21 protein-coding genes are annotated in these 26,235 nt (G+C 42.7%); 17 read left to right on the plus strand and 4 right to left on the minus strand.

The window, feature by feature from the left end; genetic code table 11:
* Positions 1-190 precede the first annotated feature (190 nt).
* The 12 genes from AC3EBE_RS13315 to AC3EBE_RS13370 all read left to right on the plus strand — a co-directional run bounded on the left by AC3EBE_RS13315 (position 191) and on the right by AC3EBE_RS13370 (position 16,404).
* Positions 191-1,759, plus strand: a complete 1,569-nt coding sequence (locus tag AC3EBE_RS13315) for a peptide chain release factor 3 (RefSeq protein ID WP_488595526.1) — start codon at positions 191-193, stop codon at positions 1,757-1,759.
* 167 nt (positions 1,760-1,926) lie between these two features.
* The gene (locus AC3EBE_RS13320; protein ID WP_488595527.1) at positions 1,927-2,160 is read left to right on the plus strand and encodes a hypothetical protein; all 234 of its coding nucleotides are present in this window, start codon (positions 1,927-1,929) and stop codon (positions 2,158-2,160) included.
* On the plus strand, positions 2,157-2,954 hold the full coding sequence (locus AC3EBE_RS13325) for an EAL domain-containing protein (RefSeq protein ID WP_488595528.1): 798 nt from the start codon (positions 2,157-2,159) through the stop codon (positions 2,952-2,954). The genes AC3EBE_RS13320 and AC3EBE_RS13325 overlap by 4 nt, the downstream gene beginning before the upstream one ends.
* 347 nt (positions 2,955-3,301) lie before the next feature.
* A complete protein-coding gene (gene nhaC / locus AC3EBE_RS13330; protein ID WP_488595529.1) occupies positions 3,302-4,699 on the plus strand; it encodes a Na+/H+ antiporter NhaC in 1,398 nt (465 codons plus the stop codon).
* Between the two features lie 404 nt (positions 4,700-5,103).
* Positions 5,104-8,379 (plus strand): efflux RND transporter permease subunit, encoded by a 3,276-nt coding sequence (locus AC3EBE_RS13335; RefSeq protein WP_488595530.1) that lies wholly within the window; start codon positions 5,104-5,106, stop codon positions 8,377-8,379.
* A gap of 154 nt (positions 8,380-8,533) precedes the next feature.
* Positions 8,534-9,631, plus strand: a complete 1,098-nt coding sequence (locus AC3EBE_RS13340) for an SDR family oxidoreductase (protein WP_488595531.1) — start codon at positions 8,534-8,536, stop codon at positions 9,629-9,631.
* Between the two features lie 14 nt (positions 9,632-9,645).
* The gene (locus AC3EBE_RS13345; RefSeq protein ID WP_488595532.1) at positions 9,646-11,190 is read left to right on the plus strand and encodes an aldehyde dehydrogenase family protein; all 1,545 of its coding nucleotides are present in this window, start codon (positions 9,646-9,648) and stop codon (positions 11,188-11,190) included.
* Between the two features lie 352 nt (positions 11,191-11,542).
* Positions 11,543-11,977 carry a hypothetical protein gene (locus AC3EBE_RS13350; protein ID WP_488595624.1) on the plus strand — a complete coding sequence of 145 codons (435 nt, stop codon included), beginning with the start codon at positions 11,543-11,545 and terminating at the stop codon, positions 11,975-11,977.
* Positions 11,978-12,280: 303 nt separating this feature from the next.
* The gene (locus AC3EBE_RS13355) at positions 12,281-13,051 is read left to right on the plus strand and encodes a TerC family protein (RefSeq protein ID WP_488595625.1); all 771 of its coding nucleotides are present in this window, start codon (positions 12,281-12,283) and stop codon (positions 13,049-13,051) included.
* Between the two features lie 199 nt (positions 13,052-13,250).
* Positions 13,251-14,423: a DUF5667 domain-containing protein gene (locus tag AC3EBE_RS13360; RefSeq protein ID WP_488595533.1), complete on the plus strand. Its 1,173-nt coding sequence runs from the start codon at positions 13,251-13,253 to the stop codon at positions 14,421-14,423.
* A 122-nt stretch (positions 14,424-14,545) separates the two neighbouring features.
* Complete coding sequence (gene sigI / locus AC3EBE_RS13365) at positions 14,546-15,292, plus strand: RNA polymerase sigma factor SigI (RefSeq protein WP_488595626.1); 747 nt, start codon at positions 14,546-14,548, stop codon at positions 15,290-15,292.
* On the plus strand, positions 15,289-16,404 hold the full coding sequence (locus tag AC3EBE_RS13370; protein WP_488595534.1) for an anti-sigma factor domain-containing protein: 1,116 nt from the start codon (positions 15,289-15,291) through the stop codon (positions 16,402-16,404). Before sigI ends, AC3EBE_RS13370 begins: the two co-directional genes overlap by 4 nt.
* Positions 16,405-16,503: 99 nt before the next feature.
* Here AC3EBE_RS13370 and AC3EBE_RS13375 read toward each other — a convergent pair whose 3' ends face one another.
* Positions 16,504-16,704, minus strand: coding sequence for an alpha/beta-type small acid-soluble spore protein (locus AC3EBE_RS13375; protein ID WP_488595535.1), 201 nt, complete (start codon positions 16,702-16,704; stop codon positions 16,504-16,506).
* Between the two features lie 279 nt (positions 16,705-16,983).
* On the opposite strand from AC3EBE_RS13375, the gene AC3EBE_RS13380 reads away from it, so the two are divergent.
* Positions 16,984-18,339: a TrkH family potassium uptake protein gene (locus tag AC3EBE_RS13380; protein ID WP_488595536.1), complete on the plus strand. Its 1,356-nt coding sequence runs from the start codon at positions 16,984-16,986 to the stop codon at positions 18,337-18,339.
* 46 nt (positions 18,340-18,385) lie between these two features.
* Here the strand turns inward: AC3EBE_RS13380 and AC3EBE_RS13385 are convergent, their stop codons facing one another.
* Entirely contained in the window at positions 18,386-18,733 is a 348-nt protein-coding gene (locus AC3EBE_RS13385; RefSeq protein ID WP_488595537.1) for a DUF3905 domain-containing protein, read from the minus strand.
* A gap of 137 nt (positions 18,734-18,870) precedes the next feature.
* Here AC3EBE_RS13385 and AC3EBE_RS13390 point away from each other — a divergent pair, with 137 nt between their 5' ends.
* Positions 18,871-19,032 (plus strand): hypothetical protein, encoded by a 162-nt coding sequence (locus AC3EBE_RS13390; protein WP_488595538.1) that lies wholly within the window; start codon positions 18,871-18,873, stop codon positions 19,030-19,032.
* Entirely contained in the window at positions 19,032-19,175 is a 144-nt protein-coding gene (locus AC3EBE_RS13395) for a hypothetical protein (RefSeq protein ID WP_488595539.1), read from the plus strand. The genes AC3EBE_RS13390 and AC3EBE_RS13395 overlap by 1 nt, the downstream gene beginning before the upstream one ends.
* Before the next feature lie 264 nt (positions 19,176-19,439).
* On the opposite strand, the gene AC3EBE_RS13400 is transcribed toward AC3EBE_RS13395, so the two are convergent.
* Positions 19,440-21,200 carry a B12-binding domain-containing radical SAM protein gene (locus tag AC3EBE_RS13400; protein ID WP_488595540.1) on the minus strand — a complete coding sequence of 587 codons (1,761 nt, stop codon included), beginning with the start codon at positions 21,198-21,200 and terminating at the stop codon, positions 19,440-19,442.
* A gap of 332 nt (positions 21,201-21,532) precedes the next feature.
* On the minus strand, positions 21,533-22,576 hold the full coding sequence (locus AC3EBE_RS13405) for an acyltransferase family protein (protein WP_488595541.1): 1,044 nt from the start codon (positions 22,574-22,576) through the stop codon (positions 21,533-21,535).
* A gap of 322 nt (positions 22,577-22,898) precedes the next feature.
* Between AC3EBE_RS13405 and AC3EBE_RS13410 the strand changes: the two genes are divergently transcribed.
* Both AC3EBE_RS13410 and AC3EBE_RS13415 read left to right on the plus strand, forming a co-directional pair.
* Positions 22,899-23,912: a 2-oxoacid:acceptor oxidoreductase family protein gene (locus tag AC3EBE_RS13410; protein ID WP_488595542.1), complete on the plus strand. Its 1,014-nt coding sequence runs from the start codon at positions 22,899-22,901 to the stop codon at positions 23,910-23,912.
* Positions 23,912-26,206: a thiamine pyrophosphate-dependent enzyme gene (locus tag AC3EBE_RS13415; protein WP_488595543.1), complete on the plus strand. Its 2,295-nt coding sequence runs from the start codon at positions 23,912-23,914 to the stop codon at positions 26,204-26,206. Before AC3EBE_RS13410 ends, AC3EBE_RS13415 begins: the two co-directional genes overlap by 1 nt.
* Positions 26,207-26,235 lie beyond the last annotated feature (29 nt).

Here is a 26,235-nt window from a genome sequence, read left to right on the forward strand (position 1 = left end):
TTCATCTAATATTTTGCTGGTCCCGTGCATGAATCTTTAATCAGTACAGGACCATAACGTTATTATAATAGTTAAAGGAAAATTTTAAAAAGAATCAATATGCAATTGCAGGATTGCAAACTTTCCCCCATAAAGATAAGATTAAATTTATGAGGAATTTTCCCTTTAAATAGAAAGGAAATATATTGTCATGAAAAAATTAAAAGATGAAGTATTATCGCGCAGAACCTTTGCGATTATTTCCCACCCGGATGCGGGTAAAACAACACTGACTGAAAAATTGCTGCTATTCGGCGGTGCGATTCGCGATGCCGGTACGGTCAAAGCGAAGAAAACAGGTAAATTTGCAACGAGCGACTGGATGGAAATCGAGAAGCAGCGCGGAATCTCAGTTACCTCCAGTGTCATGCAATTCGAATATGATGGTTTCAAGGTGAACATCCTGGATACACCAGGTCACCAGGACTTTTCTGAAGACACATACAGGACATTGACTGCAGTGGACAGCGCCGTTATGATCATCGACTCTGCAAAGGGTATCGAGGACCAGACCCTGAAGCTTTTCAAGGTTTGCCGCATGAGGGGGATTCCAATCTTCACCTTCATTAACAAGCTTGACCGCCAGGGGAAAATGCCGCTTGAGCTTCTTGCAGAATTGGAAGAAGTTCTGGGGATTGAATCATATCCGATGAACTGGCCGATCGGAATGGGCAAAGAGTTCCTGGGTATCTATGACCGTTTCAATAATAGAATAGAGCAATTCCGTGTGGATGAAGACAAGCGTTTTATCTCATTGAATGACGAAGGTGAAATTGAAGGAGACCATTCACTGAAGGATTCTTCTTTATACGATCAGACTCTTGAAGAAATCATGCTGCTTAATGAAGCAGGCAATGAATTTTCAAAAGAGCGCATCGCCGATGGTGAATTGACACCTGTATTCTTCGGCAGTGCCCTGACGAACTTTGGTGTGCAGACGTTCTTGGATTCTTATCTTCAATTCGCGCCGCAGCCGCAGCCAAGAAATTCTACTTCAGGTGAAATCGATCCTCTTTCTGAGGAGTTTTCCGGATTTATTTTCAAAATCCAGGCTAACATGAATCCTGCTCACAGGGACAGAATTGCCTTTCTGCGCATCTGCTCAGGAAAATTCGAGCGCGGCATGACCGTTCAGCTCAGCAGGACTGGAAAGCCGATGAAGCTGGCGCAATCAACGCAGTTCATGGCTGACGACAGAAGCACAGTTGAAGAAGCAGTAGCTGGTGACATTATCGGTTTGTACGATCCGGGCACATATCAGATTGGTGATACGATCGTCTCTGGCAAGGATGCATTCCAATACGAAAGGCTTCCTCAATTCACACCTGAACTTTTCGTGCGAGTGACAGCTAAGAATGTCATGAAGCAGAAGCATTTCCATAAAGGTATCCAGCAGCTGGTGCAAGAAGGAGCGATTCAGCTCTTTAAGACTGTCAAGACTGATGAGTATTTGCTTGGCGCAGTTGGCCAGCTTCAGTTTGAAGTATTTGAAGCAAGGATGCGCAACGAATACAACGTAGAAGTATTGATGGAAAGACAGGGGTCGAAAATTGCACGCTGGATCGATGGCGAGGTTAATGAAAATCTTTCCAGCTCACGCAGTCTGCTTGTAACAGACCGTTTTGACAAAAAAGCATTCCTGTTTGAAAATGACTTTGCATTACGATGGTTCCAGGAAAAGAATCCTGAAGTAAAGTTATATAATCCGATGGATTCCTAAAATCTTTGGCCGGCTTGAATAAAGCCGGCCTTTTTGTTTGTCCTCCACCCAACCTGCTAACCACAATGGGGATATTTTTTTATGTGTGGCGAACAGGTTAAATTTTCCTATATCGGCAGGGCAGTTGTATAATGAATTATTACTACTTTTAACTGCTGGAGGAACCTATGAAAAAAGAATGCGTTCAATGCGGTTTGCCATTTAAACTTTACCCTAATGGATATTTGTTTGTTCAAAGCGGCAGGAATCCCGATAAATTTATGAAATTCACTGAAAGCTGGTTAATGATAGAATATCACTCCTTAAATGAACTGGAATTGATTCTTAAGGAAGCAGAGAAGTATTTTCCGCTGAGAACATCGAAGCGGGCATATCGGTTTCTGCAGAAATTCCATTTATGACCGTCAGCATCCACATACTGGCTGCACGCGTCAAAGAACGAAAAACAGTAGAAATGATTACTAATGGATCACTTATAAGCTATTTACAGCCAATTGTAAGCTTAAAGGAAGCCGGCCAAATCTATGGCTATGAATCTTTGCTGCGGACGGAGAGTTCAAACCAGGTTACGCCAGGAAAGCTTTTTGGCACCGCACATGAAACTGGACTGCTCTCTTTATTGGATAAACGGGCGAGGGAGGCAGCTATCAAGGCAAAAAAGGAAAAAGTCCCTGAGGGGATAAAAAGTTTTATCAATTTCCTCCCGTCGACCATCTATAATCCGGCCTATTGCCTTCAGCATACGTTCAGTCTTGTAGAAAAATATGAAATCAATCCTGACGATCTTGTTTTTGAAGTAGTGGAATCTGAGAGGATTGAGGATATCCAGCATTTGAAAAATGTATTGAACACTTATAAGCAGCGTGGGATGAAAGTAGCTCTTGATGATGTGGGAACTGGCTTTTCTACACTTCAGGTCCTTGAGATGCTGAATCCCGATTATGTGAAAATTGATCGTCAGTATGTCCAGTATTGTGATCAAAACAGTTCGAGCCAGGAATTCCTCTTAAGAGTAATCGAAATAGCCAAAAGGCTGGAAATAACCGTCCTCGCAGAAGGTATTGAAAGAAGGGAAGAAGCAGAGTTTTGCCGTGAGATCGGCATCGATTTAGCCCAGGGTTATTATTTTGGCAAGCCTGGGCTGAATGCGGATTATCTAGTGCCAGCATTCGCAGCCAGCTTTGATGGCAAATAGTATTAATGGATCTCCCTATATTGGGGAGATTTTTTCTTGACATATAAAAGTAAAAATAATATATTAATATCACACATCAACGCTTTTATGCATAAAAGCGTTTAAGTGGAAAAGTGGATAAAGAGTGTGAACAGACAAAAGTAAAATGTCCATGGGCAGCAAAGAGAGACTGGGTGGTTGCTGGAAATCCAGGCAGTGGGCAATTGAAATACAGCTGTTACTTAATCACACTCATCTTAATGAAGAGGGCAGACATGTCTGTTTGCCAATTAGGGTGGTACCGCGGAGCTCCTTCGTCCCTAAGCGACAGGGGCTATTTGTATTTCATCTAATTGGGGGTTTTCAGCATGTTCAATCAACAGCCTGTTATCAAATTAAAAACATCAGAAGCTGCAGCAATCATCCTGCTTCTATTAACTGGAATCAGCTATGGAATGATTAAATTGGAACTGGTTCCGCATATTCCGGTCATACTTGCCATTGGAACACTGGTAGTATATGGCCTATTGAAAAAAATAAAAATCGCAGAACTTGAAGCAAGCATGATTGAAGGAGCAAAGGCGGGATTGGGGGCTGTCATGATTTTCTTTTTCATAGGCATGCTCGTAAGCAGCTGGATGGCTGCTGGCACAATCCCGACACTGATTTACCTGGCATTTGAGCTTGTCTCAGGAGATTGGTATTATGCGATTGTCTTCCTTGTCACGTCCATCGTAGGACTGAGTATCGGCAGTTCATTAACAACCTCAGCAGTAATTGGGGTCGCATTTATTGCTGTAAGTGAAACGCTCGGACTTTCGCTTGCTGTAACAGCAGGAGCAGTTGTTTCCGGTGCTTTCCTTGGTGATAAAATGTCTCCGCTTTCTGATACAACAGTGCTTGCTTCATCTACAGTGAAGGTAGATATTTTTGACCACATAAAAAACATGGCATGGACAACCATTCCTGCCTTCATCATCTCTCTGGCACTGTTTGCGGGTTTGTCACCTGAACTGGGTGCAGCAGACTTTTCGAAGCTGAATAAGCTTCAGGGTGCATTAACTGATCTTAATCTTGTACATTGGTATTCATTGATTCCATTGCTCATTATCGCAATTATGGCTTTGAAAAAAGTATCTTCATTATTGACGCTGGGAGCAGGCACTTTTTCAGCATTGGCAATAAGCCTGCTGATTGTGGAGAAATCCGAATGGAGCAAGCTTCCTGGCCTTTTATACTCTGGATATCTATCTAAAAGCGGCAATGAGCAATTGGATTCTCTGCTATCGCGCGGCGGGATAGAAAGCATGCTGTTCTCCATGTCCCTTGTCCTGCTTGCGTTAAGTATGGGGGGATTATTGTTCAGGATTGGAGTCCTGCCCGCCTTGCTACAGGGACTTGCTGACAGCCTGAGGAAAATACACGTTTTAATAGGTTCAGCAGCTATGTCCGCTATTGCCATCAACCTATTAATAGGAGAGCAATATCTATCTATCCTTTTGACTGGCAACACTTTTGCCGGTCACTTTGAAAAAGCAGGACTGCATCCTAAGAATCTATCACGGGTTCTTGAAGATGCAGGAACTGTAATCAATCCGCTTGTTCCATGGAGCGTTTGCGGAGTGTTCCTCAGCAGCGTCCTGGGAGTCAATACAATAGAATACCTCCCATTTGCCTTCTTTTGCCTGCTATCTCCGCTGTTGACATTGGCGGCGGGCTTTACCGGTATAACAGTAACAAGAATGGAAAGGAAAGCGGCAGCTTAGACTGCCGCTTTTTTGCTGTTAAAAAATTGAATTGTTCAAGTAAAGATGCATTAAAACAAAAATAGATAAATGTACAACATGTGAAAACAATGCAGTGCGCTTATCCCTAGTGCCTTGATCCTAGTAAAAAAGAGTCTAAGTCTCAAAGTTTCATTCAAGCTCTATTTGATTTAAAATGAAGTGTACGGCTTACCAGACTTGCACATTTATTGATAAGGTCTTTCCATGTAAGATTACATAATGGGCATTTGCATTCTCCCATAGGCTTCACTATATTTTAGGGAGGATAATCCGATACATAGCCAGACAGCCCCAGCCGCGGTGTTATTAACAACATGTATCATTAAATGTAATTTGGAAGTGTCTGTTTTAAAGATAAGTGCCTAACCGAAAGGAGTATATAAATGAAAGTTAGTGATTTTTCAATTAGAAGACCTGTTTTCACTCTGGTGACCATGTTCCTGGTGCTCATACTTGGAGTGGTTTCCCTGATGAGGATTCCGTTGAAGCTCATTCCTGACATCAATCCGCCGGTTGGTGTAGTCGTGACAAATTACCAGGGAGCGAGTCCGGACGAGGTAGCTGAGAAGGTAACAAAGCCGCTCGAAGCAAACCTGGCTACTTTACCCGGAATTAAAACGATGACTTCGACCTCCCAGGAAGGCGCTAATCTGATACTAATGCAATTTTCCTGGACAACGAATATAGATGATATTCAGGATGAGATCATTCAAAGGCTGGATATGGCCCAGCTCCCGGATGATGCTGAAAAACCGCGGTTCCTGAAGTTCGATCCGTCCCAATTCCCAATCATCCAGCTATCGCTTAGTTCCGAACAGGATGATGGACAGTCGCTAAGAGACCTTGCTGAGGAGCTCGAACTCGAACTTACGAAGGTAGATGGTGTAGCCAGCGTTAATCTTTCCGGGACATCTATTCAGGAAGTAAGGGTAGAATTGGACCAGGAGAAATTAAGAACCTATAAACTTAGCCAATCAGATATCGTTGACCTTATCAGGGCAAATGATGTTTCGCTGCCTGGAGATACGATATTGACAGACGGGAAGGAATTGACTACGAGGGTCATCAGTACAATCGATTCTGTCGATACATTGAAAAACCTGACTGTCTTCACCAATCCGTTAACGAAGCAAAAAATAAAGCTTCAAGATGTAGGGGTTGTTGAGCTTAAGGCTCAGGATGACCGTACGATCACGAGGACAAACCAGTCACCTTCTGTATTGCTAAGTGTGCTTCAGCAGTCTGATGCTAATACAGCTGAGGTTTCCAGGGCCTTCCTCGATGAACTGGATTCTTTGCTCGAAAGGGATAAATATGAGGGCATAAAATCCGAGGTTCTATTTGACCAGGGGGATTACATCCAACTGGCGATCGGCAATATATCCAATTCCCTGATTGTCGGGGGAATACTGGCAATGGCAGTACTGTTCTTTTTCCTGAGAAATATCAAGAGCCCGCTGATCATAGGAATTGCGATACCTTATTCAGTCATTTTTACGTTTGTACTGATGTTCTTTGCAGATTTCACTTTAAATATCATGACTCTTGGCGGACTTGCTCTTGGAATCGGGATGCTGGTCGATAACGCGATTGTAGTGATTGAGAATATCTATCGCCATTTGTCGATGGGGAAAGACCCGAAAACAGCGGCCAGAGATGGCGCGAAGGAAGTGGGAGCAGCGATTACTGCATCAACTCTTACGACAGTGGCGGTATTCTTGCCAGTTGTGTTTATTTCCGGGATTATCGGGGAGCTGTTTACTGAATTTGCTTTAACCATTTCCTTCAGTCTGCTAGCTTCTCTGATTGTGGCTTTGACTGTGGTTCCGATGTTAGCCAGCCGGATGCTGAAGGCACCGAAAAAGAACCTGGAAGCAAGAAGACAGCGCTCCGGCACAATGAGGAGGCTGGAGAAGTCGGTCAGATGGGCTCTCCGGCACCGTTATCTTGTGATATTGATTACCTTGCTGATGCTTGGTGGCGGAGCCTATGGAGTGACAACGGTCGGTACCCAGTTCATCCCGCCCACCGATGAAGGGTTCTTCAGCATCAGGGTTAAGCTTGAGAATGGTGCAGCGCTGACAGAAACGGAAAAGGTCATGACTTCACTTGAGGAGGTTCTGAAGGAAAAAGAAGATGTTGATGTATATGTGAGCCTGGCAGGTACAACTCAGGAAGCATCGTTCAGGGGCACGACAAACGCCAATGTTGGTGAAGTTTATGTGAAAATGGATGAACTGGAGCAGCGTGACATCAGTACCTTCAAGTTTGTCGATGACACAAAAAAAGAATTGGAGCAGGCTGCGAAGAAAGCGAACAGCACAGCTGAATTAGCCTTCAACATGCAATCTACTTCAGGATCGGCTCCGAATACGTTAACATTCAGCGTGCGTGATACAAGTGAAAAGCGGCTTAATGAGTCCGTGTCAAAAATCTATGAATCACTGAAGGATTTAGATGACGTCAATGAATTATCGACAAGTCAAAACGAGACGGTTGAAGAGGTCCAGGTTACGGTAGACAGGGAAAAAGCCCTTGCCCAGGGGCTGGCGCCAGCTCAGATTGCAATGGTCGTTAATGATGTGACAAGAGGAAACATGGCAACACAGATGACTGGGGAGGATGGCGGAATTCTCGGTGTTTTTGTGGAATATGACCGTGCTGTCACCCAAAACCTTGATAAGCTCAAGCAGCTGCTGATTAAAAAGCCTGATGGCGGCTATGTCACGCTTGGACAGGTCACCAGGATTGATACCGGCAGCGGGCCTGTCAAAATCCAAAGAATCAACCAGCAGGACGCAGTTGAATTCACGATGAAATATAAAGCTTCAACTAATCTTGGTGATATTTCCAAGGAAGTGGATAAGAAAATTGAAGCACTTGACCTGCCTGATGAAACAGAGGTCGTTTTCAGTGGAGACAGGGAACTTCTCGAATCTTCAATTGATGATTTAATCCTCGCTTTCGTTTTGGCAATCATCCTGATCTATCTGGTGATGGCAGCACAATTCGAATCGCTGAAATATCCTTTCGTCATCATGTTCACTGTACCGCTGATGGTGATAGGAGTAGCGATTGCCTTGACTGCAACCGGCACGCCTGTCAGCTTGACGGTCGTAATTGGGATAATTGTCCTTGCTGGTATTGTTGTTAACAATGCCATTGTAATTGTGGATTATATCAACCAGAAAAAGGACCGCGGCATGAATCCTCATGAAGCGATTGTGCTGTCTGTTAAGGATCGGGCACGTCCAATCCTGATGACAGCCCTGACAACTATTCTTGGGCTTGTACCGCTGGCTCTGGGGATTGGAGAGGGAGCAGAAATCAATCAGCCAATGGGGATTACCGTAATTGGCGGCCTGATAAGCAGCACCTTCCTGACTCTTTTTGTCATTCCTGTTGTATATAGCTTTTTTGACAGGGATTTCAGACGGATGAATAAAATGTATGCAACCCCGGATGGCCATTTGGTACCTGCATACCTTTTGAAGGAGCATCTGGAATGGGAAATTGAAAGAAGCTATGGTGAAAAGTCGACTGCCGTCCAAACAGGGAAATACTCTAAAGAGGAGATGGCAGGGATGCTTGAAGAGCTCCTGAAATTAGTGAAGGAGCAAGAAGATCCACTGGATCGTGAGATTAAAAGAAGAAGATAAAGAACCCAATGAGGGTGCCTGACCACTGTAAAAATTACTCAGATGGCCAGGCACCCTATATTTATCGGTATTTTTCAGAATAGTCAATAAAAACTTTGCCAAACAGAAATCGTTGCCGTTAAAATAAAGCTAAATACCAAGAAGGGGGACAATTATGGAATTCGGATATTTTTTTACTGGCTTTCCGGGTTTTATTAGTAATCAGCTGATACGTGAGGTGCTTCGTAAAAATAATCATCAGGGAAAAATCTATGTGCTGGTTTTGCCTTCAATGAAAGAAAAAGCGGCAGCTGAACGGCAGAATATCATGAAGGATTTTTCACTGAGACATGAACAGTTTGAGATCATTGAGGGAGATATTACTAAGCCGGGCCTGGCTATTGAAAAAGCAAAAAGCGCAGAACTTCAAGATGCTGTGACACATGTTTTCCATCTGGCAGCAATCTATGATTTAGCTGTACCTAAGGACATAGCTTTCCAGGTCAACGTTGAAGGCACCCGGAATGTAAATGAATGGGTACGGACATTAAGAAATATTAATCGCTATACGTATTTCAGTACAGCATATGTAGCAGGAAGAAGAGAAGGCATCCTTTACGAAAATGAGCTTATCAAACCCCATGCTTTCAAGAACTTCTATGAGGAAACAAAATATGAGGCAGAGGTTCTTGTTGACGCCCTCAAAAAAGATATACCAGTAACCATCATTCGTCCAGGCATTGTCAAGGGCCATTCCCGGACAGGAGAAACGATCAAGTTTGATGGACCGTATTTCATCATGAATTTCATCGACAGGCTGAGCTTCATGCCAATATTGCCCCAGCTTGGAAAGGGTGATACTGTTGTAAATCTTGTTCCGGTGGATTATATTATTGAAGCGACAACCCATCTTTCATTTGCAGACCAGGGGGCCGGGAAGACATATCATTTAACGGACCCGAAACCTTACAAGGTTTCCGAGCTTTATGAAATGATGATGCAGGAATTATTGCAAAGAAGGCCAAAAGGCTCTGTTCCGCTTGGCCTGGCAAAGGCTGGATTGAACTTAAGCATCCTAAGAAGATACCTTGGTGTAGAGAAGGAAGCAATCGATTATTTTACCTGGAAAGGGTATTTTGATTGTTCACAGGCCCAGGAGGATCTAAAAGATTCAGGTATCATTTGTCCCGATTTTAAAGATGGCATTACAGCAATGGCATCATTTTATCGGCAAAACAAGCACGAACCTAGTTATCAAATCAATATTGTATAGGCAGGTGAATGAACGTGCATTCAGTAGAACCGACACAAAAGTTGACTGTTTTTGCACCTGCGACCGGAAAGGCAATTGCAGAAATTGAGGAAACACCCATCCACGAAGCACCTTTGTTTTATGAGCGTGGAAAAGCGGCGTTCTCAAGCTGGAGCAATTTGACCGTCGCTGAGAGGATGGAGTATTTTAAAAAGCTGAAGCAGCTAATGGTTGATGATATGGACAAGGTGGCGAGGATCATATCGGACGATACTGGAAAGGTCCTGACAGAAGCAATTGTCGCGGATATTATGCCAACGCTTGATGCAATCGACCATATCATCAAACATGCTGATAAGATACTAAGCAGGCAAAAAGCTAGAACACCTTTTCTTTTGATTGGCAAAAAATCCTACATTGAATATATGCCAAGGGGAGTGGTGCTGGTGATTTCACCATGGAATTATCCTCTCCAGCTGGCGATGGTCCCAATGGTCAGTGCTCTGGCTGGCGGGAATTCGGTGATACTGAAGCCTTCCGAGGTAACCCCGCTTGTCGGTAAATGTATCGAGGATCTTTTTAAGCGTTCAGGCTTTCCGGAAGGGACGGTACAGGTTGCCCATGGAGGAAAAGATGTGGGAGCAGCTTTTACGGCTGGCAAACCAGATTACATCTTCTTCACTGGTTCAGTAAGGACAGGGAAAATCATTCAGCAGCAGGCTGCCAAAAATTTAATCCCCACTACCCTGGAGCTGGGCGGGAAAGATCCAATGATTGTGTTCAATGATGCCAATCTTGAAAGGGCTGCCAAAGCGGCGGTCTGGGGTGCTTTTACCAACAGCGGCCAGGTGTGCATGAGCGCAGAGAGACTGTATGTAGAAAGATCCGTTTACGAACCCTTCCTTGAAATGCTTAAAGAGGAAGTTGCTGCTCTTTCACAAGGGGCCGATGAGAATGCTGATGTCGGTTCAATGACCTTCCCTGCCCAGAAGGAAATTGTAAGGGAACAGCTTGATGAGGCTTTGGGACGTGGGGCCAGACTTGAAACTGGCCTTAAGCCTGAGCTCTGGCAGGAAGGAATGTTCATTCCGCCAACTGTTGTGACGAATGTCGAGCAGAATATGAAAATCATCCAGGAAGAAACCTTTGGACCTCTTTTGCCTGTTGTGCCTTTTGATTCGGAGGAGGAAGCCATCAGTTTTGCGAATGGCACTGTCTTTGGGCTTAATGCGAGTGTCTGGACAAAGGACAAAGATAAAGCGAGGCGAGTCGCTTCAAAGCTTGTTTCGGGAGCAGTCGTCATCAATGATGTCATCATCACTGTAGCAAATCACGGCCTGCCATTTGGCGGAACGAAGGAAAGCGGGATTGGCCGCTATCATGGTGAGGGAGGACTCCGGATTTTTTGCCATGAAAAAGCGGTAATGGAGGATCTTGGCTTGATGAATTCAGAAATACAATGGTATCCGTATAAAGGGAAATATCCATTGTTCCGGGAGTTATTCCAGAGCTACTTTGGCAAAAATAGAAATTGGCTTAGCTTCGTCAAGAACTATCTTGCTTTGCTGAGGATAAAATAAACACTTGCTGCCGTTCCTTAAAACAGGAGCGGCTTTTTTATGCAAACAGAGAAATAAATTTAAATTTAACAATTTACTGGGAAAAGGATAATTCAGAAGCCTAATTGGACACTCTAAAATCAATAGGAATGAACGAGGAAATTGAATCAAACCCTAAGCAGTCTCTTTATCTTTAGATGGGCGATTGTCAGTTTCAAATTGACAGCTTGGTCTGTGAATCTGTAGATGACATAACAAATGCTGGACCAAAAAATAAAAAGGGACGCTAAAATATTCAATGAGCCCCAAAAAAGATTAAAGGGTGAGTCGTGAAGTGGCGAACAAAAATAAACTTACAAAATTAGAAGCGGTAATGTGGAGTATCGCACTCCCGGGGTTTGCCCAGCTCCTTACAGGTAATCTTATAAAGGGAATTTTATTTGTCATTCTTGAATTCCTGGTCAACGTATACAGCCATTTCAATAAAGGCATTATGTACAGCTTCCTGGGTGAACCTGAAATGGCTATGAAGGTGCTCGATTTTCAATGGCTGATGTTTTATCCTTGTTTATATATGTTTGCGATGTGGGATGCTTATCGCAGTGTCATGCCCGAGGAAGAGAAACTAACGTTTTTGCCTTTCGTTTTTTCAGCCTACTTTGTTACAGTTGGATTGATGTACTCTCCAAAATTTAAGTTGTTCGGCATCTTTCCTGGTCCGGTTTTCACGCCGATGATGTTTGTCATCCCAGGAGTAATTTCCGGCTTTATAATCAGGAAGCTTTTATTAAAATATTATTACCATTAAAAATGGTAACAGCTGGTGCCCATAATGAATATAATATGTATCATATGCTATGGGATACAAGACATCCCTGATGTTAACCTGTGATTATTAAATTGAATAGAACTCCAAAGGGGAGTAGCTGTTAGGGAAACCTAAAGCAAAGTCGTCACTTCATGGGTACATCCCATCGGCTTTGTTGGCATTTACATATGCTTAGCAAGACCTTTGCCGCCTGGCAGGGGTCTTTTTGTGGTGTTGAATCCAGAAATTGTTCCTTTAACTGCCGGGGAGATTGTAAATAATAAGAACCGGAGGGTGACAAAGATGGATATGGCTATGCTGCTTGAATATGGTTGGGTTTTGCTTGTATTGATCGGGCTAGAGGGCATCCTGGCCGCTGATAATGCTGTGGTCATGGCAGTAATGGTTAAGCATCTGCCTAAGGATCAGCAAAGGAAAGCTTTATTTTACGGTCTGTTTGGGGCATTTATTTTTCGGTTCGTGACCCTATTCATGATTTCTCTACTGGCCGATGTTTGGCAGGTTCAGGCGATCGGGGCGTTATACCTCCTGTTCATTTCAGGTAACCACTTAATCAAAAACTATAAAGGAAAAAGTGAAATGGATAAAGAAGCGCCTGTAAAGGCCGGACGCTCATCTTTCTGGATGACCGTGTTAAAGGTGGAGCTGGCGGATATTGCTTTTGCCATCGATTCAATGCTCGCTGCAGTTGCTCTGGCAGTAACTTTGAATCCAACAGGCTGGTTCAAGATCGGCGGCATTGACGGCGGCCAATTCCTCGTGATGTTCCTGGGAGGCATTATCGGCCTTGTTATCATGAGGTTTGCGGCAAATTGGTTCGTTAAACTGCTGCAGGAACGGCCCACTCTTGAGACTGCTGCATTTCTGATTGTTGGCTGGGTTGGTGTAAAGCTTGCTGTTTTCACATTGGCCCATCCTGATATCGGAGTGCTCGACCGGCATTTTCCAGAATCCTTTATCTGGAAGCTCATATTCTGGTCTGTATTAATTGCGATTGCTGTAGGAGGATATATCTTTTCGGCAAGAAAGTATCACATACAGCACAATCCATAGTCCAATCTTGAAAATTCATAGGTCTGGTTGGCAAAATCAGTCGTAAAATCTACATTCATGAACCTTTATGAAAACTTCAGTCATAAATTGGCTGAAGTTTTTCAATTTATTTTTTAAAAACCCCCATAAACACCTCCTATGCAACCGTAACCATGTAGTGATTAATGCGGCCGCGAAAAATACATGAGGTGAAATGAGAATGAAGAAACTTTCCAACCAAGAGATGAAGAAAATTGCCAAAAGTACCTTAGCACTAGTGCTTGCGGGTACCTTTACTTTCTCACCTGTCGCAATGGCAGAGGAAAACACAACAGAGTATGAAACAGTCCAGCTGGATCAGGTAACTCCAGAAGATATCGAAGAAGCGAAAACACAGGTGGATGAATTAAAGGAGACAAACCCTTCATTGATCCCAGGAGATTTCTTCTACTTTGCAAAAATTGCTTTAGAGAAAATCAAGCTTGCATTCACATTTGATAATGCGAAAGAAGCGGAATTGCTTGCTGAGTATGCTTCAGAACGCTTGGCTGAAGCGAGTGAATTATTTGCAGCGGGCGAGGAAGAAAAAGCCCTTGAAGTAATTGAAGCAGCTGTCGACTATATGGAAAATTCCCAGGACATTGTAGATGATGAGACTTCCAGCGAGGAAGATTCCCCCAAGGAGGAAGTGACTGAGGAAGGTTCAGACACTGATGCTGATTCTGATGACTCTGCTGAAGAAACCGAAGCACCAGCTGATGATGTAACAGCAGAAGAGCCAGGTGATGATGCAGTCGATAAAGATACAGTACCAGCAGAAGAAGCAAAAGAGGAAAATCCATATGAAGAAATCGAAGGCTTGATGAGACAAAACATCATTGCACTGAAGGCAGCGATGGAGCATGTGGGTAATGATAACGCAAGAGCGGCACTTCAAAGGAATATTGATAAAACTTACGCTAAAATGGCGAAGAAGCTTGCCAAGTTAGAAGAAAAGTATGCTGAGCAAAAAGAGGAAGAACAGGTAGCAACTGAGCCAGTTGCGGCTGAGCCAGCAGAAACAGACCAGGCCGAATCTGATCTTCTGCCAGCAGATAAGAAACCTGCTGAAGAAACGATGCCGGCAGACGATGACACTGCAGCCGTGCCAGTAGCTGTTCCTGCCAAACCAGTAAAGGATCAGGCAAAAGAGCAGAAAAAGGTTGAGAGAAAGGCTGTCAAAGAAGAACGCAAAGCTGCCAAGCAAGCAGTGAAGCAGGAAAAGAAAGCGGCTAAAGCTCAAGCGAAACACGAAAAAATAGAGAAAAAGGAAGGCAAAAAACAGCACAAGAGCCATGAAGGAAAAGGGAATGGGAAAGGTAACGGCAACGGCAACGGCAACGGCAAGAACTAATTCCGCTTTAACAATAGACTCGGAAAAAGATAGCCCCAGAAAAGGCTATCTTTTCACTGCCTAACCACAATAGAGAATTGACATGTTATGATATAATGTGGGGAGAAAAAGAGGTGAGGCTATTGCTAAGTTTATTGTTCATGGCAAAGAAACGGCGCAGACCATTGGAAGAAACAGTCGAGAAAATCCACCAGGGCGATGCTGCATTAAGGGAAGAATTGATAGAATCCTACAAGCCATTCATTGCAAAGACCGTTTCGGCTGTCTGCAAGAGATACATACATGAATCAGACGATGAATTTAGCATTGGCCTCATCGCCTTTAATGAGGCAATTCAAAAGTATTCATCTGAAAAAGGGAATTCATTGTTAAGCTTTGCAGAAGTAATGATAAAGCGAAGGGTAATTGATTATATTCGCCAGCAAAGCAGGAACCAGAGCTTGAGCTTCACTGTTCCAGCTGACCAGTCTGAAGAAGAGCAGCAGCGTTCAACCATAGAAGATGAGCTATCCCTTGATGAATTCAGAAAAAAGACAGAACAAGAACTGCGAAGAGATGAAATCATCCAATTCCAGGCCATCCTTCAAGAATTTGACCTTTCATTCCAGGATCTCCTTGAACAGTCTCCTAAACATGCGGATGCACGCAAAAATGCCATGCTGGTTGCAAAAGCAATGGTAGAAAACGAGGAACTAAAGCAGCTGCTGCTGGATAAAAAGCGTTTGCCCATCAAGCAATTGGAAGACATGGTCAAGGTAAGCCGGAAAACAATAGAGAGAAACAGAAAGTATATCATTGCAATCGCACTTATATTAATTGGGGATTATATTTATTTAAAGGATTATATAAAAGGGGTGTTAGAGACATGAGAAAAGGAATCATCCTTGAAATCAATGATCTTTACCTAACATTGTTGACCCCCGAAGGTGAGTTTTTACGAACCCGAAAGCTTCAACAAGATTATCAGGTAGGAGAAGAAATTTCTTTTTTTCCGGAAATGGCGGAAATCAAAACAAAAAAATTAAATCTTACATTTTTTAATAGCTTAAAGCTGCGGACAATCTCACTTGCAGCTGCCTTCTTGCTGATCATGACAGCGTTTATTCCGGTTTATCAGAGCGGACAGGTATACGCGTACATGTCGATTGATGTTAATCCAAGTGTAGAACTGGCAGTAGACGATGAATTAAAGGTTCTGCGCCTTAAAGGCTATAATCCAGAAGGCAAAAAGGTGATTGAAGAAATATCCGGATGGAAAAAGAAGGACGCAGCAGCTGTAGCTGAAATGATCATTGATAAAATCGAAGAAGAAGGTTATTTCAATGATCAAAAGGATATTGTCATTGCTACTGTCCATAATGGAAAGATAAAAAAGGAAGCGGATCAGAAGCTTGAAAAGAAAATTTCAGAGATCAAAAAGGCTGCACAGGATGAAAACCTGAAGCTAAAGGTCATGGAAGCCACAAGCGACGACCGTGAAAAAGCAAAGAAACAAGGGCTTACAACAGGGGTTTTCAAAGAAAAACAGAAAGAGAATGCCAAACCTGTTTCTAAGCCTGTAAATTCTAAACCGGCAGAAAAGCCAGAACCGCTCAAGCAAAAACCGGCTGTTCCAGCAAACCCTGCCCAGCAGCCTGGTAAGAACGCACCTGGCCAGATCAAGAAGCAAGAACAAAATAATCAAAAGCTTCTTAAACCAGTTCAGCCATCAAAGCCTGCGGGGGATCAGAAGGGCAATGGCAATGGTAAAAAAGAAAGCAATGGGAATGGCAAAAACAGCTCTAGCAGCAATAGCAGCTCTGTTGCCAGTAAAGGCAAAAAACAGGAAAACAACCGAGGAAACAGTTCTGGCAAGGGAAAAACAGAAAAAAAAAGCAACCATCAGAAAGACCACAAATCTAATAAGAGTAACCGCAACCATATAGGACCTGAAAAGGAAAACAGAGGGCAGGGCGGTAAAAACAATAAGAAACAATCATAAAAAGCTAAAGTCCGGAAAACAAATTTCCGGACTTTTTCCATGTTGTATGAAATTGTCTTGCAGTCTAATTTAACATCTTATTATCGGCCTGAAAGTTGCTTATTGGTGGTTTTGGCCGGAAAGCTGTGCCTGTGCTTGCTGCACAAGACGCTTAGTAATTTCGCCGCCTACAGAACCATTAGCTCTTGATACAGTATCTGAACCAAGGCTTACACCAAATTCCTGTGCTATTTCATATTTTACCTGATCCATGAATTGTTCAACACCAGGGACCAGCAATTTATTAGAATTTCTCGCCATGATTGTCATCTCCTTATGAGGTTTACAGAGGTTGACTCTGTATGTATATTGTTATCAATTAAGTAAAGTTCATGAATGGTAATGTTTTTTTAAATTGGATAATGTTCCTCCATCTGTCTTAAAACTGGAGGGTAAAAGCGCACTCAAACGAAGAACGTGAATGTTTCTTGATCAGCAGCACAGGATAATGTAGAGAAGATGCAGGAAAATACTTTATTAATCAGGTTATATTCTTTATCATAGGTATGTAAATGAATTAGGGCTTGAAAGGAATATATTATGTGGAATTTAGTTCGGAAAAAATTAGATAAATTAACACCCGCGCAGATTATTGTTGCCTATTATCTTTTGGCAGTAGTGGTGGCAATGAGTTTGCTTAGTCTTCCTATTGCCATTCAAGACGGAGCAAGATGGACATTTTTAGATGCTTTGTTCACTGCTGCAAGTGCTGTGAGCGTAACGGGACTAACAACGATAAACATACGTGATACCTTCACTGTGCCAGGGGTATTTATTTTAATGTTTGTCCTTCAGTTTGGTGGAATTGGCGTAATGACATTGGGAACGTTCTTCTGGTTGATTGTTAGAAAAAAAATAGGACTTAGAGAACGAAGATTAATTATGACTGATCAAAACCAAACTACTATGGCTGGGCTTGTAAAATTGCTAAAAGAAATACTTGTACTGATTATTTTAATTGAAATCGCAGGAGCAATAATACTGGGGTTTTATTTTCTGAAATTCTTTTCTACTTGGGAGGAAGCATTTCTCCATGGTTTATTTGCGTCCATCAGTGCAACCACTAATGCTGGATTCGATATTACAGGAGCTTCATTGATTCCATTTGCAAATGATTACTTTGTCCAAATAATAAATATTGTTTTACTTACATTTGGAGCTATTGGGTTCCCAGTCTTAATAGAGGTCAAGGGGTTTTTGTTTAGGAAAAATAAAAAGAAACCATACTCTTTTTCACTGTTTACTAAAATTACAACAATTACCTTTTTTAGTCTGCTAGTGTTTGGAACAGCTGCCATTTTCTTTTTAGAGTATAATCACTTTTTTTCAAATAAGACATGGCACGAAGCCTTTTTCTATTCTTTTTTTCAGTCAGCGACGACAAGGAATGGGGGACTGGCTACAATGGATGTAAGTGATTTTTCTGAACCTACATTGCTGGTTTTAAGCGCGCTTATGTTCATAGGAGCCTCTCCAAGCTCTGTTGGTGGTGGTATCCGCACAACAACTTTTGCTCTTAACCTTCTGTTCCTTTTACATTTTGCCCGAGGAAGGCGCTCAGTAAAAATTTTTAACAGAGAATTGCATCAAGATGATATTATTAAATCTCTTGTTGTATCGATAATGGCTTTGCTAATTTGCTTTTTCGCTGTTATTATCCTGATGATGACAGAAAATCATCCATTATTGGCTATTATCTTTGAAGTTGCTTCCGCATTTGGAACTACAGGGTTATCTATGGGCATAACCCAGGAGCTGACACCGATAGGGAAAATGGTAATCATTATATTGATGTTCATAGGCAGGGTAGGAGTTATTTCATTCTTGCTTTTAATCGCAAAAAAGGCCGAAAAAGAAAGCATCCACTATCCTAAAGAACGCATAATTATTGGATAAAGTTAATCCGGGGTTTAAATGACCCCGGATTTTTTTTGCCTATTAATCAATCCTGCCCTTTTCCAACATCGATTGTCGGGTGCATGAAAGGCGATGCTTGAGGCTTTCGCTTTTCTTCCAGCAGCTCTCTGTTTTCCGAAGTGTTCCAGCCAATATCATTAGTTGGATGGACCCATTCATCTCCGGCCATGATCGCAGGGTCTGTTTCCTCACTCCAATTTTCCAACGGGGAATTTGAAGATGCATACATGCTGTCTCCAATAATCACTCCATGTTTATTTTTGAACGGTGCCTGCATTTCTATCCCTGTATCCTTGAAGCTTGGAGCATTCACCTGGTGGGGCAGGGTATCGTCAATATCCAGCGATTTGAGGTCCTCATCCTTTTTTCCCATATTAGCTCCTCCTTTTCTAACTATTTTTTGGTTAACAGTTGCTTTTTATAATAGATCTCCCTATGTAAAATTAGGCAATGATAACTGTACATAGGTCCTGGGTAATTGAAAAAAATAGAGATATGGAGGTGGATAAAATGGCTAAACGGAAAGCAGAGAAAAATGCTTTGGCTAAATATACAAATACACCTAAGAAAAATTTGCAGGAATCTGAATTTAGCGCTGAGTTTTCAGCAGGAGAGGATCCCGGCAAATTCGCCAACCGGAATTCCAAGCAAGGCAGGAAGGGAAGGGCATAATGAAAAAGCAAAACGAGAGGCATCAGCAGCCTTATAATGTAGAGTTTGGCATGGAGTTTGGAGATATCAACGCGAGCAAAATGTATGATTTCCCGATTGCCGGCAAACAGAAGAAAAAGAAGGCTGAAAAAGAGAAGTCTTAAAATAAGACTCAGTTAAAGCTGAATGTTGATTTTTAAACGCTGTTGATTGTAGTGGAAGGCGCGTAGGCTCCTTCGGGATTTAGCGGGCATGTGAGACCTCGCAGGAGCGAAGCGACTAGGAGGCTCACCGCACGCCCCAAGAAAAATTTGCGCTTGAAAAAGCCGGCAATTGGGCTTTTTCATAATTTTCCAGAGGAAAGCGAAGCGCATGGAACGAAAATCAACAGCCTTGTTTAACAAAGCCTAAAATAAAAAGCCGGCTTTCTAAGCCGGCTTGACACTTCCTTCACTAAATGAAAAAAACTGTGGTTTTTCTGTTTTTGGATCAAAATAGACCAGCATATATCCAGGGGATGGAATTAACTCCCCCGTAGAGAGGTAATGCGCCAAATCAATTGAAATATTCTCAATCAGGGTATGCTTGTACAAGTCTTTTTCATTGATATTCAGCTGCACATACTTGCTTCCCAGTTCTTCGGGCTTCTGGATGATCCCTCGATATAATTCTGAGCGCAGTTGTTTTTCAGCTTTTAATTCCCACCATGGCTTACGAGGCTTATACTTCATGCCGGCAAGATAATCATATTTCATCAAGCTTTCAACTGTTTCCAAGTTCTCTATGCCCCGGTCCTCGAGGAACTGGTAAAGCCTCCGGAAAAGGTCCTCAAGCTGATGGCCAATTCTTGACCAGCCCTTCTGTTCCCAGTAGGAACCGAATTCCTGGAAAAAGTCGAACGGGGAAGAAAAGACCTTAGTAACTAGATGCTCAACAGTCAGATCCATTCGATGATCATTCCAGTACTTCTCCAGGACATCCTCTACCTGTTTGATTTTTATGATTTCATTGAAATCAAGGACGTTATTTCCGAGGATTTCATAAGGTGAATGATCCATATAAATATAATCATGCTGAGCAGCCCTCAGCCTTAAGCCTGTTCCGCGAAGCATCTTCAGGAAGCCTAGCTGCAGCTCCTCAGGCCGCATTGCGAATACATCATTAAAGGTCTTTTTAAAGGAATGATAATCTTCCTCAGGCAAACCGGCGATCAAATCAAGGTGCTGGTCGATCTTGCCGCCTTCCTTAACCATCGTTACTGTTCGCTTCAATTTTTCAAAGTTCTGTTTCCGCATCACAAGTTCATTTGTGTAGTCATTCGTTGATTGTACACCGATTTCAAAACGGAACAGTCCGGCAGGTGCTTCCTGATTCAAGAATGCAATCACCTCAGGCCTCATGATATCAGCCGTGATTTCGAATTGGAACACGGTACCAGGCAAATGCTCATCGATAAGGAACCTGAACATTTCCATTGCATAACTTCTGCTGATATTAAAGGTCCTGTCGACGAACTTAATTGTTTTTGCGCCGTTAGCCATTAAATAACGGATATCGTCCTTGATTTTCTCCCGGTCAAAATAACGAACTCCCACTTCAATTGAAGAAAGGCAAAATTGGCAGCTGAACGGGCAGCCACGGCTTGTTTCAATATAAGCCACCCTTTTTGAAAGATGGGGTACATCTTCCTCAAAACGGTAAGGTGAAGGCAACTCCTTTAAATCAAGCTTATTGCGCTGTGGATTCATTTTAACTGTTTCATTCTGTCTGTAGGCAATGCCAGGCACCTTTGAAAAATCCTGTTCTCCCTCGATTTCAGCCAGGAGCTGCTTGAAGGTTTGCTCACCTTCGCCAATAACAAGAAAATCAAATTCTTTTACCTCATTCATCCAATCGAGGACATCATAGGTTACTTCAGGCCCGCCGGCGACGATCTTAATTGCAGGGTCAATTTTTTTGATCATCTTGATGACCTTGATGGTTTCTTCGATATTCCAGATATAACAGCTGAAGCCTATCACCTGGGGTTTTTTCTGAATCAAGTCCGTTACAATATTGATAATCGGATCTTTAATGGTGTATTCAGTAATCACGACATCATAATCAGGAGCCGCATAAGCCTTTAAATATCTGATCGCAATGTTAGTGTGTATATATTTCGCATTTAGCGTCGTTAAAACGGTTTTCATTATATAATCTCCTTTTTAAAAATCCAGAAGCAAATCAACTTTAAATTATATCTCAGTTTGGACAAAAAAAACAGATGAAATCCTTGGTGCTATTTGTTTTCCATGAATATTGGCGGCTGTAAGCACTAAAATGACAGATCACACTGGGATAAATTTTCGATAATACCAGTTGGAACAAAGATAATACCAGTTGACGAGAATTTAATACCAGTTAAAGCAAAGATAATTCCAGTTGGGGCAAATTTAATACCAGTTGAAGAATTTTCGCTGATTTGGCCCAAAAACAAAACAAGAGCCATCGAAACCGATGGCTCTTGTTTTTCCTTCTCTGGTTAACTGCTTAAAAGCTTCTTCCGGTAAAACCTGACGATAGCCGATAGACGCGACTTCAGGCGATTGAAACCTGTTGTTTTAAATTCGATGATAGGCTGGGCCAATGCGGCAGCATATTTGCTGGATAGGGCAAGTGTCAACAGCAAGGCAATGGCCGCCAGCAGCAGGAAGCGCTCAGGACTGTGAAAAAAGTTCTGGACTTCACTTTCACGGAATGTGCGGACAAAGAAACCATGCAGCAGATAGACATAAAGTGTGTTTCTTCCCAGGTTTGTAAAGAAGTACTGTTTTTTTGGGACGATGGTCAGAAAACTTAAGACCATGATCAAGCTTAAAACATAAAACCCTAAACGAGTGAACATGCTCATGATTGAAGCGGCTTCCATTTGTGAGTAAGGTTTTGAACCGAGAAGCCATTTATAATCAATGTCAGGGTTGAAGTAAAAACCAAGGAAAACAATCGTGAATGCCAGCAAAGCCCCTATTTTAAATTGTGGCCTTGTCAGCGCCCGGATATGGTCTTTGGTCATATGATAGCCAAGCAGGAACAGCGGAAAGAAAACAAATGTCCTCGAAAGACTTAAATAATTGGATATCCAGTCCGCATAACCGACACCCAGTCCCAATGTAAATGCCACTAGAAGTCCCGCTGGTGCGCTGAGTTTGGAAAAGCCGATCAGCATGATATTCCAGCAGAAGAGACTGATCAAGAACCATAAGGACCAATGTGGATTCAATGGATCGATGGTGAATGTCGATTTGTCGTAGAGAAAATAATAAAACACTGAATAAATCAGCTGGAAAATGATATATGGAAGTATCAATTTTCTTGCAATCTTCCATACATAACCTTTTTTATTGAAGCCGCGGGCAAAAAATCCTGAAACAAGGATGAATGCCGGCATATGAAATGTGTAAATGACTTTATATATATTGTAGATCATTTCATTGTCTTCAATAAAAGAGCGAAGAAGATGGCCGAATACGACGAAAAAAATCAAGATGAATTTGGCATTGTCAAAGTAGTAATCTCGTTGTTTCATAAATCCTCCCTTAATGAGAGACCCCCAAAATACACTATAACCCTTTTACCCTTTTACCCCCATATAAAAACTATGTAAATAGCTGAAATTAAAGGGATTAATTCCGTATACAGGAAAAAGAGACTTCTGTACTAGTATAAAAGCAATGCTGTTATACAAAAGAAACCGTAATAAAATTCGAAGATTTTTTGTTATTTTTGACGGTGTTTCAATGAAAAATTGAAAATGTTTGATTTATGTCACAGCTTTGATTTCAGAAAATCCTTAAAATAAAAGATGGGAGATGTTGAAAACAAATGAAATATTATTGGGGAGGGAGATTATGTCTATCTTACCGCAGAAAAATGAATTGGGATTTTATGAGATCAGACTTGAATCGATTGGAGGGCTTGGCGCTAACCTTGCCGGCAAAATGCTGGCTGAGGCAGGTGTGCTCGGCCTTGGATTGAATGGCTCTAATTTTTCTTCATATGGCTCGGAGAAAAAGGGGTCGCCAGTTAAAAGCTTTATACGATTTTGTGAGCCTGAAACCGAAATAAGAGTTCATAGTCCGATAGAAGAGCCACATGTTGTTGGTGTATTCCATGAGGCACTTTATAAAATGGTGGATGTTGTGAGCGGGCTTCGCCCAGATGGAATCCTGCTTGTGAATTCAACAAGGGACTTTGATGATATTAAAAACGACCTTCACCTGGAATATGGAACTTTAGCGATCGTCGATGCTCTCTCGATCGCAGTTGACGAGAAAACAAAGGTCAACACTGCGATGTTAGGGGCTTTGTATCGGATCATTGATTTCCTTGATCCTGAGGCGATGAAAAGTGTAATCAGAAAGACCTTTGAAAAGAAGTATCCCCATTTTGTCGAACCAAATATAAGGACCTTTGAAAGAGGATACAATGATGTGCAGTTCAAAACTTATGCAATGGAGGCAGGAGCTCAGGGTAAGGAGTTCAAACGTCCATTGCCAGTGCTGGGATACGAGACTCAGTCAATTGGAGGAGTGCTTACAGCGCAGGCAAACAGCATCCTTAAGGATCTGAGCGGTTCAAGGCAAGGATTCCTGCCGAAATTCGTTCAGGAGGAGTGCATCAATTGTGCTGCTTGTGATACGGCATGTCCGGATTATTGCTTCGTATGGGAGGAAGGCGAGGACAAGAGGGGCCGAAAACAGATGTTCCTCAAAGGAATCGACTACCAATACTGCAAAGGCTGCCTGAAATGTGTTGAAGCATGTCCAACTTCTGCTTTATCTGATTTGAGAGAAATGATTGGATATGCAGATGAAAATAGAGTGAAGCATAATCATCCTTATGTGACTGGAGGGGTCTATTAATGTCCATTTTAGAGGAAAACTTGAAAACTATGTCTTCAGCAGAACAAATAACTACGTTTGAATCCGGTAACGAAATGGCCGCAATGGCTGCTGCACAAATCAATTACCATCTCATGGGCTATTTTCCAATCACCCCTTCGACGGAAATTGCGCAATTCCTCGATCTGATGAAAGCAAGGGGAGAACATGACATCAAGCTGATCCCCGCTGATGGAGAACACGGTTCTGCGGGGATCTGTTACGGAGCTGCTGCGACTGGTGCACGCGTTTTCAATGCGACGAGTGCAAATGGCCTCATGTATATGCTGGAACAGCTGCCGGTTCAATCAGGTACTCGCTATCCAATGGTCATGAACCTGGTTACAAGATCGATCAGCGGTCCTCTTGATATTCGCGGTGACCACTCTGATTTGTATTTTGCGTTAAATTCAGGATGGGTCATCCTTACAGCAAGAACGCCTCAGGCTGTATATGATATGAATATCATGGCATTGAAGATTGCCGAGCATTCCGATGTCCGCCTTCCGGTCATGGTGGCTTACGATGGTTTCTTCACATCACACCAAAAGAGGAAGGTGAATTATTTCAAGGATCGCGCCGTCGTCCAGAAATTTGTCGGTGAGGCTCCAACAGAATATAATTTCGCCAGGGATCCAAAACAACCGGTAACGATCGGTGCCCATATGAATGGCGATGATTTAATCAATAACCATTACCAGCAGTCGGAAGCGATGTATAAAGCAAACGATGTATATAAAGAAGTTGCAGCCGAGTACGCAAGATTGTCAGGCAGAAATTACGATATACTCGAACTTTACAAGATGGAGGATGCAGATGTGGCATTATTCCTCCTGAATTCAGCAGCCGAATCAGCCAAGGATGTGGTGGATAAGCTTCGTGTTCAGGGAATTAAAGCAGGAGTGATCAGCCCAAATATCATCCGCCCATTCCCTGCCCGGGAAATCAGGGAAGCGCTTAAGAATGTAAAGTCATTGCTAGTAGGCGAAAGAGCAGATTCATACGGCGGTCACGGCCCTAACCTCACGCATGAAATCAAATCTGCACTCCAGGAGGACAAAGACAATGAAACAATAGTCTTGAGCAGGGTGTTCGGCCTTGGAGGCAAGGATTTCTATGCCGAGGATGCGGAGGCATTCTTTGCGATGGCAATAGAGGCCAAAGAAAAAGGCTATGCCGAGAAGCCATTTGATTACTTCGGCCATGTCCCTGGAGATCCTGAAAAGAACTTGAAGCAGGTCATAGAGCCACAGCATGGTGATGTCTACAAATCAGGCTTGATTCAGGTAAGCCATGATGAGGAAAAGAACAAGCTGAATGTTAAAATTCCTCCGCTCCGTGCATTGACCACGAAACCTAAGCGAATTGCATCAGGGCATGGTGCTTGCCCGGGCTGCGGCATATTTGGAGGGCTGGAACTATTTTTCAAAGGAATCGAAGGGGATCTTGTCGTCCTGTTCCAGACGGGATGCGCGTATGTTGTAACCACGGCATATCCACATACATCGCATAAACAAACGACAATCCATAACCTTTTCCAGAATGGTGCAGCAACTTTATCAGGAACGCTGGAGGCGTTCCTTGAACTAAAGCGCCGCGGGGAAATTGAAGTGTCTGCTGATGCGACGTTCGTCATGGTCACAGGCGACGGCGGCATGGATATAGGAATGGGCTCGGCAATTGGAACCGCACTGCGCAACCATAAGCTGATCATGCTGGAATACGATAACGAAGGGTATATGAACACAGGATCTCAGCTATCGTATTCCACGCCATTTGGCCATATGACAAGTACATCGAATGTGGGCAGGGCTCAAAAGGGTAAGGCGTTCCACCATAAGGATACAGCCCAGATTATGGCTTCTACGAATATACCTTATGTATTTACAGGAACAGAAGCCTTCCCGCAGGATCTAGTAAAGAAAGCGGCCAAAGCACAATGGTATGCACAAAATGTCGGCACAGTATACGGCAAACTTCTTATCACCTGTCCGCTTAACTGGAAATCAGAGGACCGCTATGGACAGACAATAGTAGAAGCAGCTGTGAATTCAAACTTTTTCCCGCTTTATGAAGTTGAGCAGGGAATCACGAATATCACTTACGATCCAGAGGCAAAGAACAAAAAAATCCCTTTAGCAGAATGGCTTAAATACATGGGCAAAACAAAGCATCTTTTGAAGGAAGAAAACAAGGATATGCTTGTCGAATTCGAAGATGAAGTCGATAGAAGATGGCAGCGCCTTAAAGCAAAGCATGAAAGTGAATACCTATAATACCATGAGGAAGCAGGGTATCAGCCCCG

The sequence above is a fragment of the Mesobacillus sp. genome (assembly GCF_057785455.1).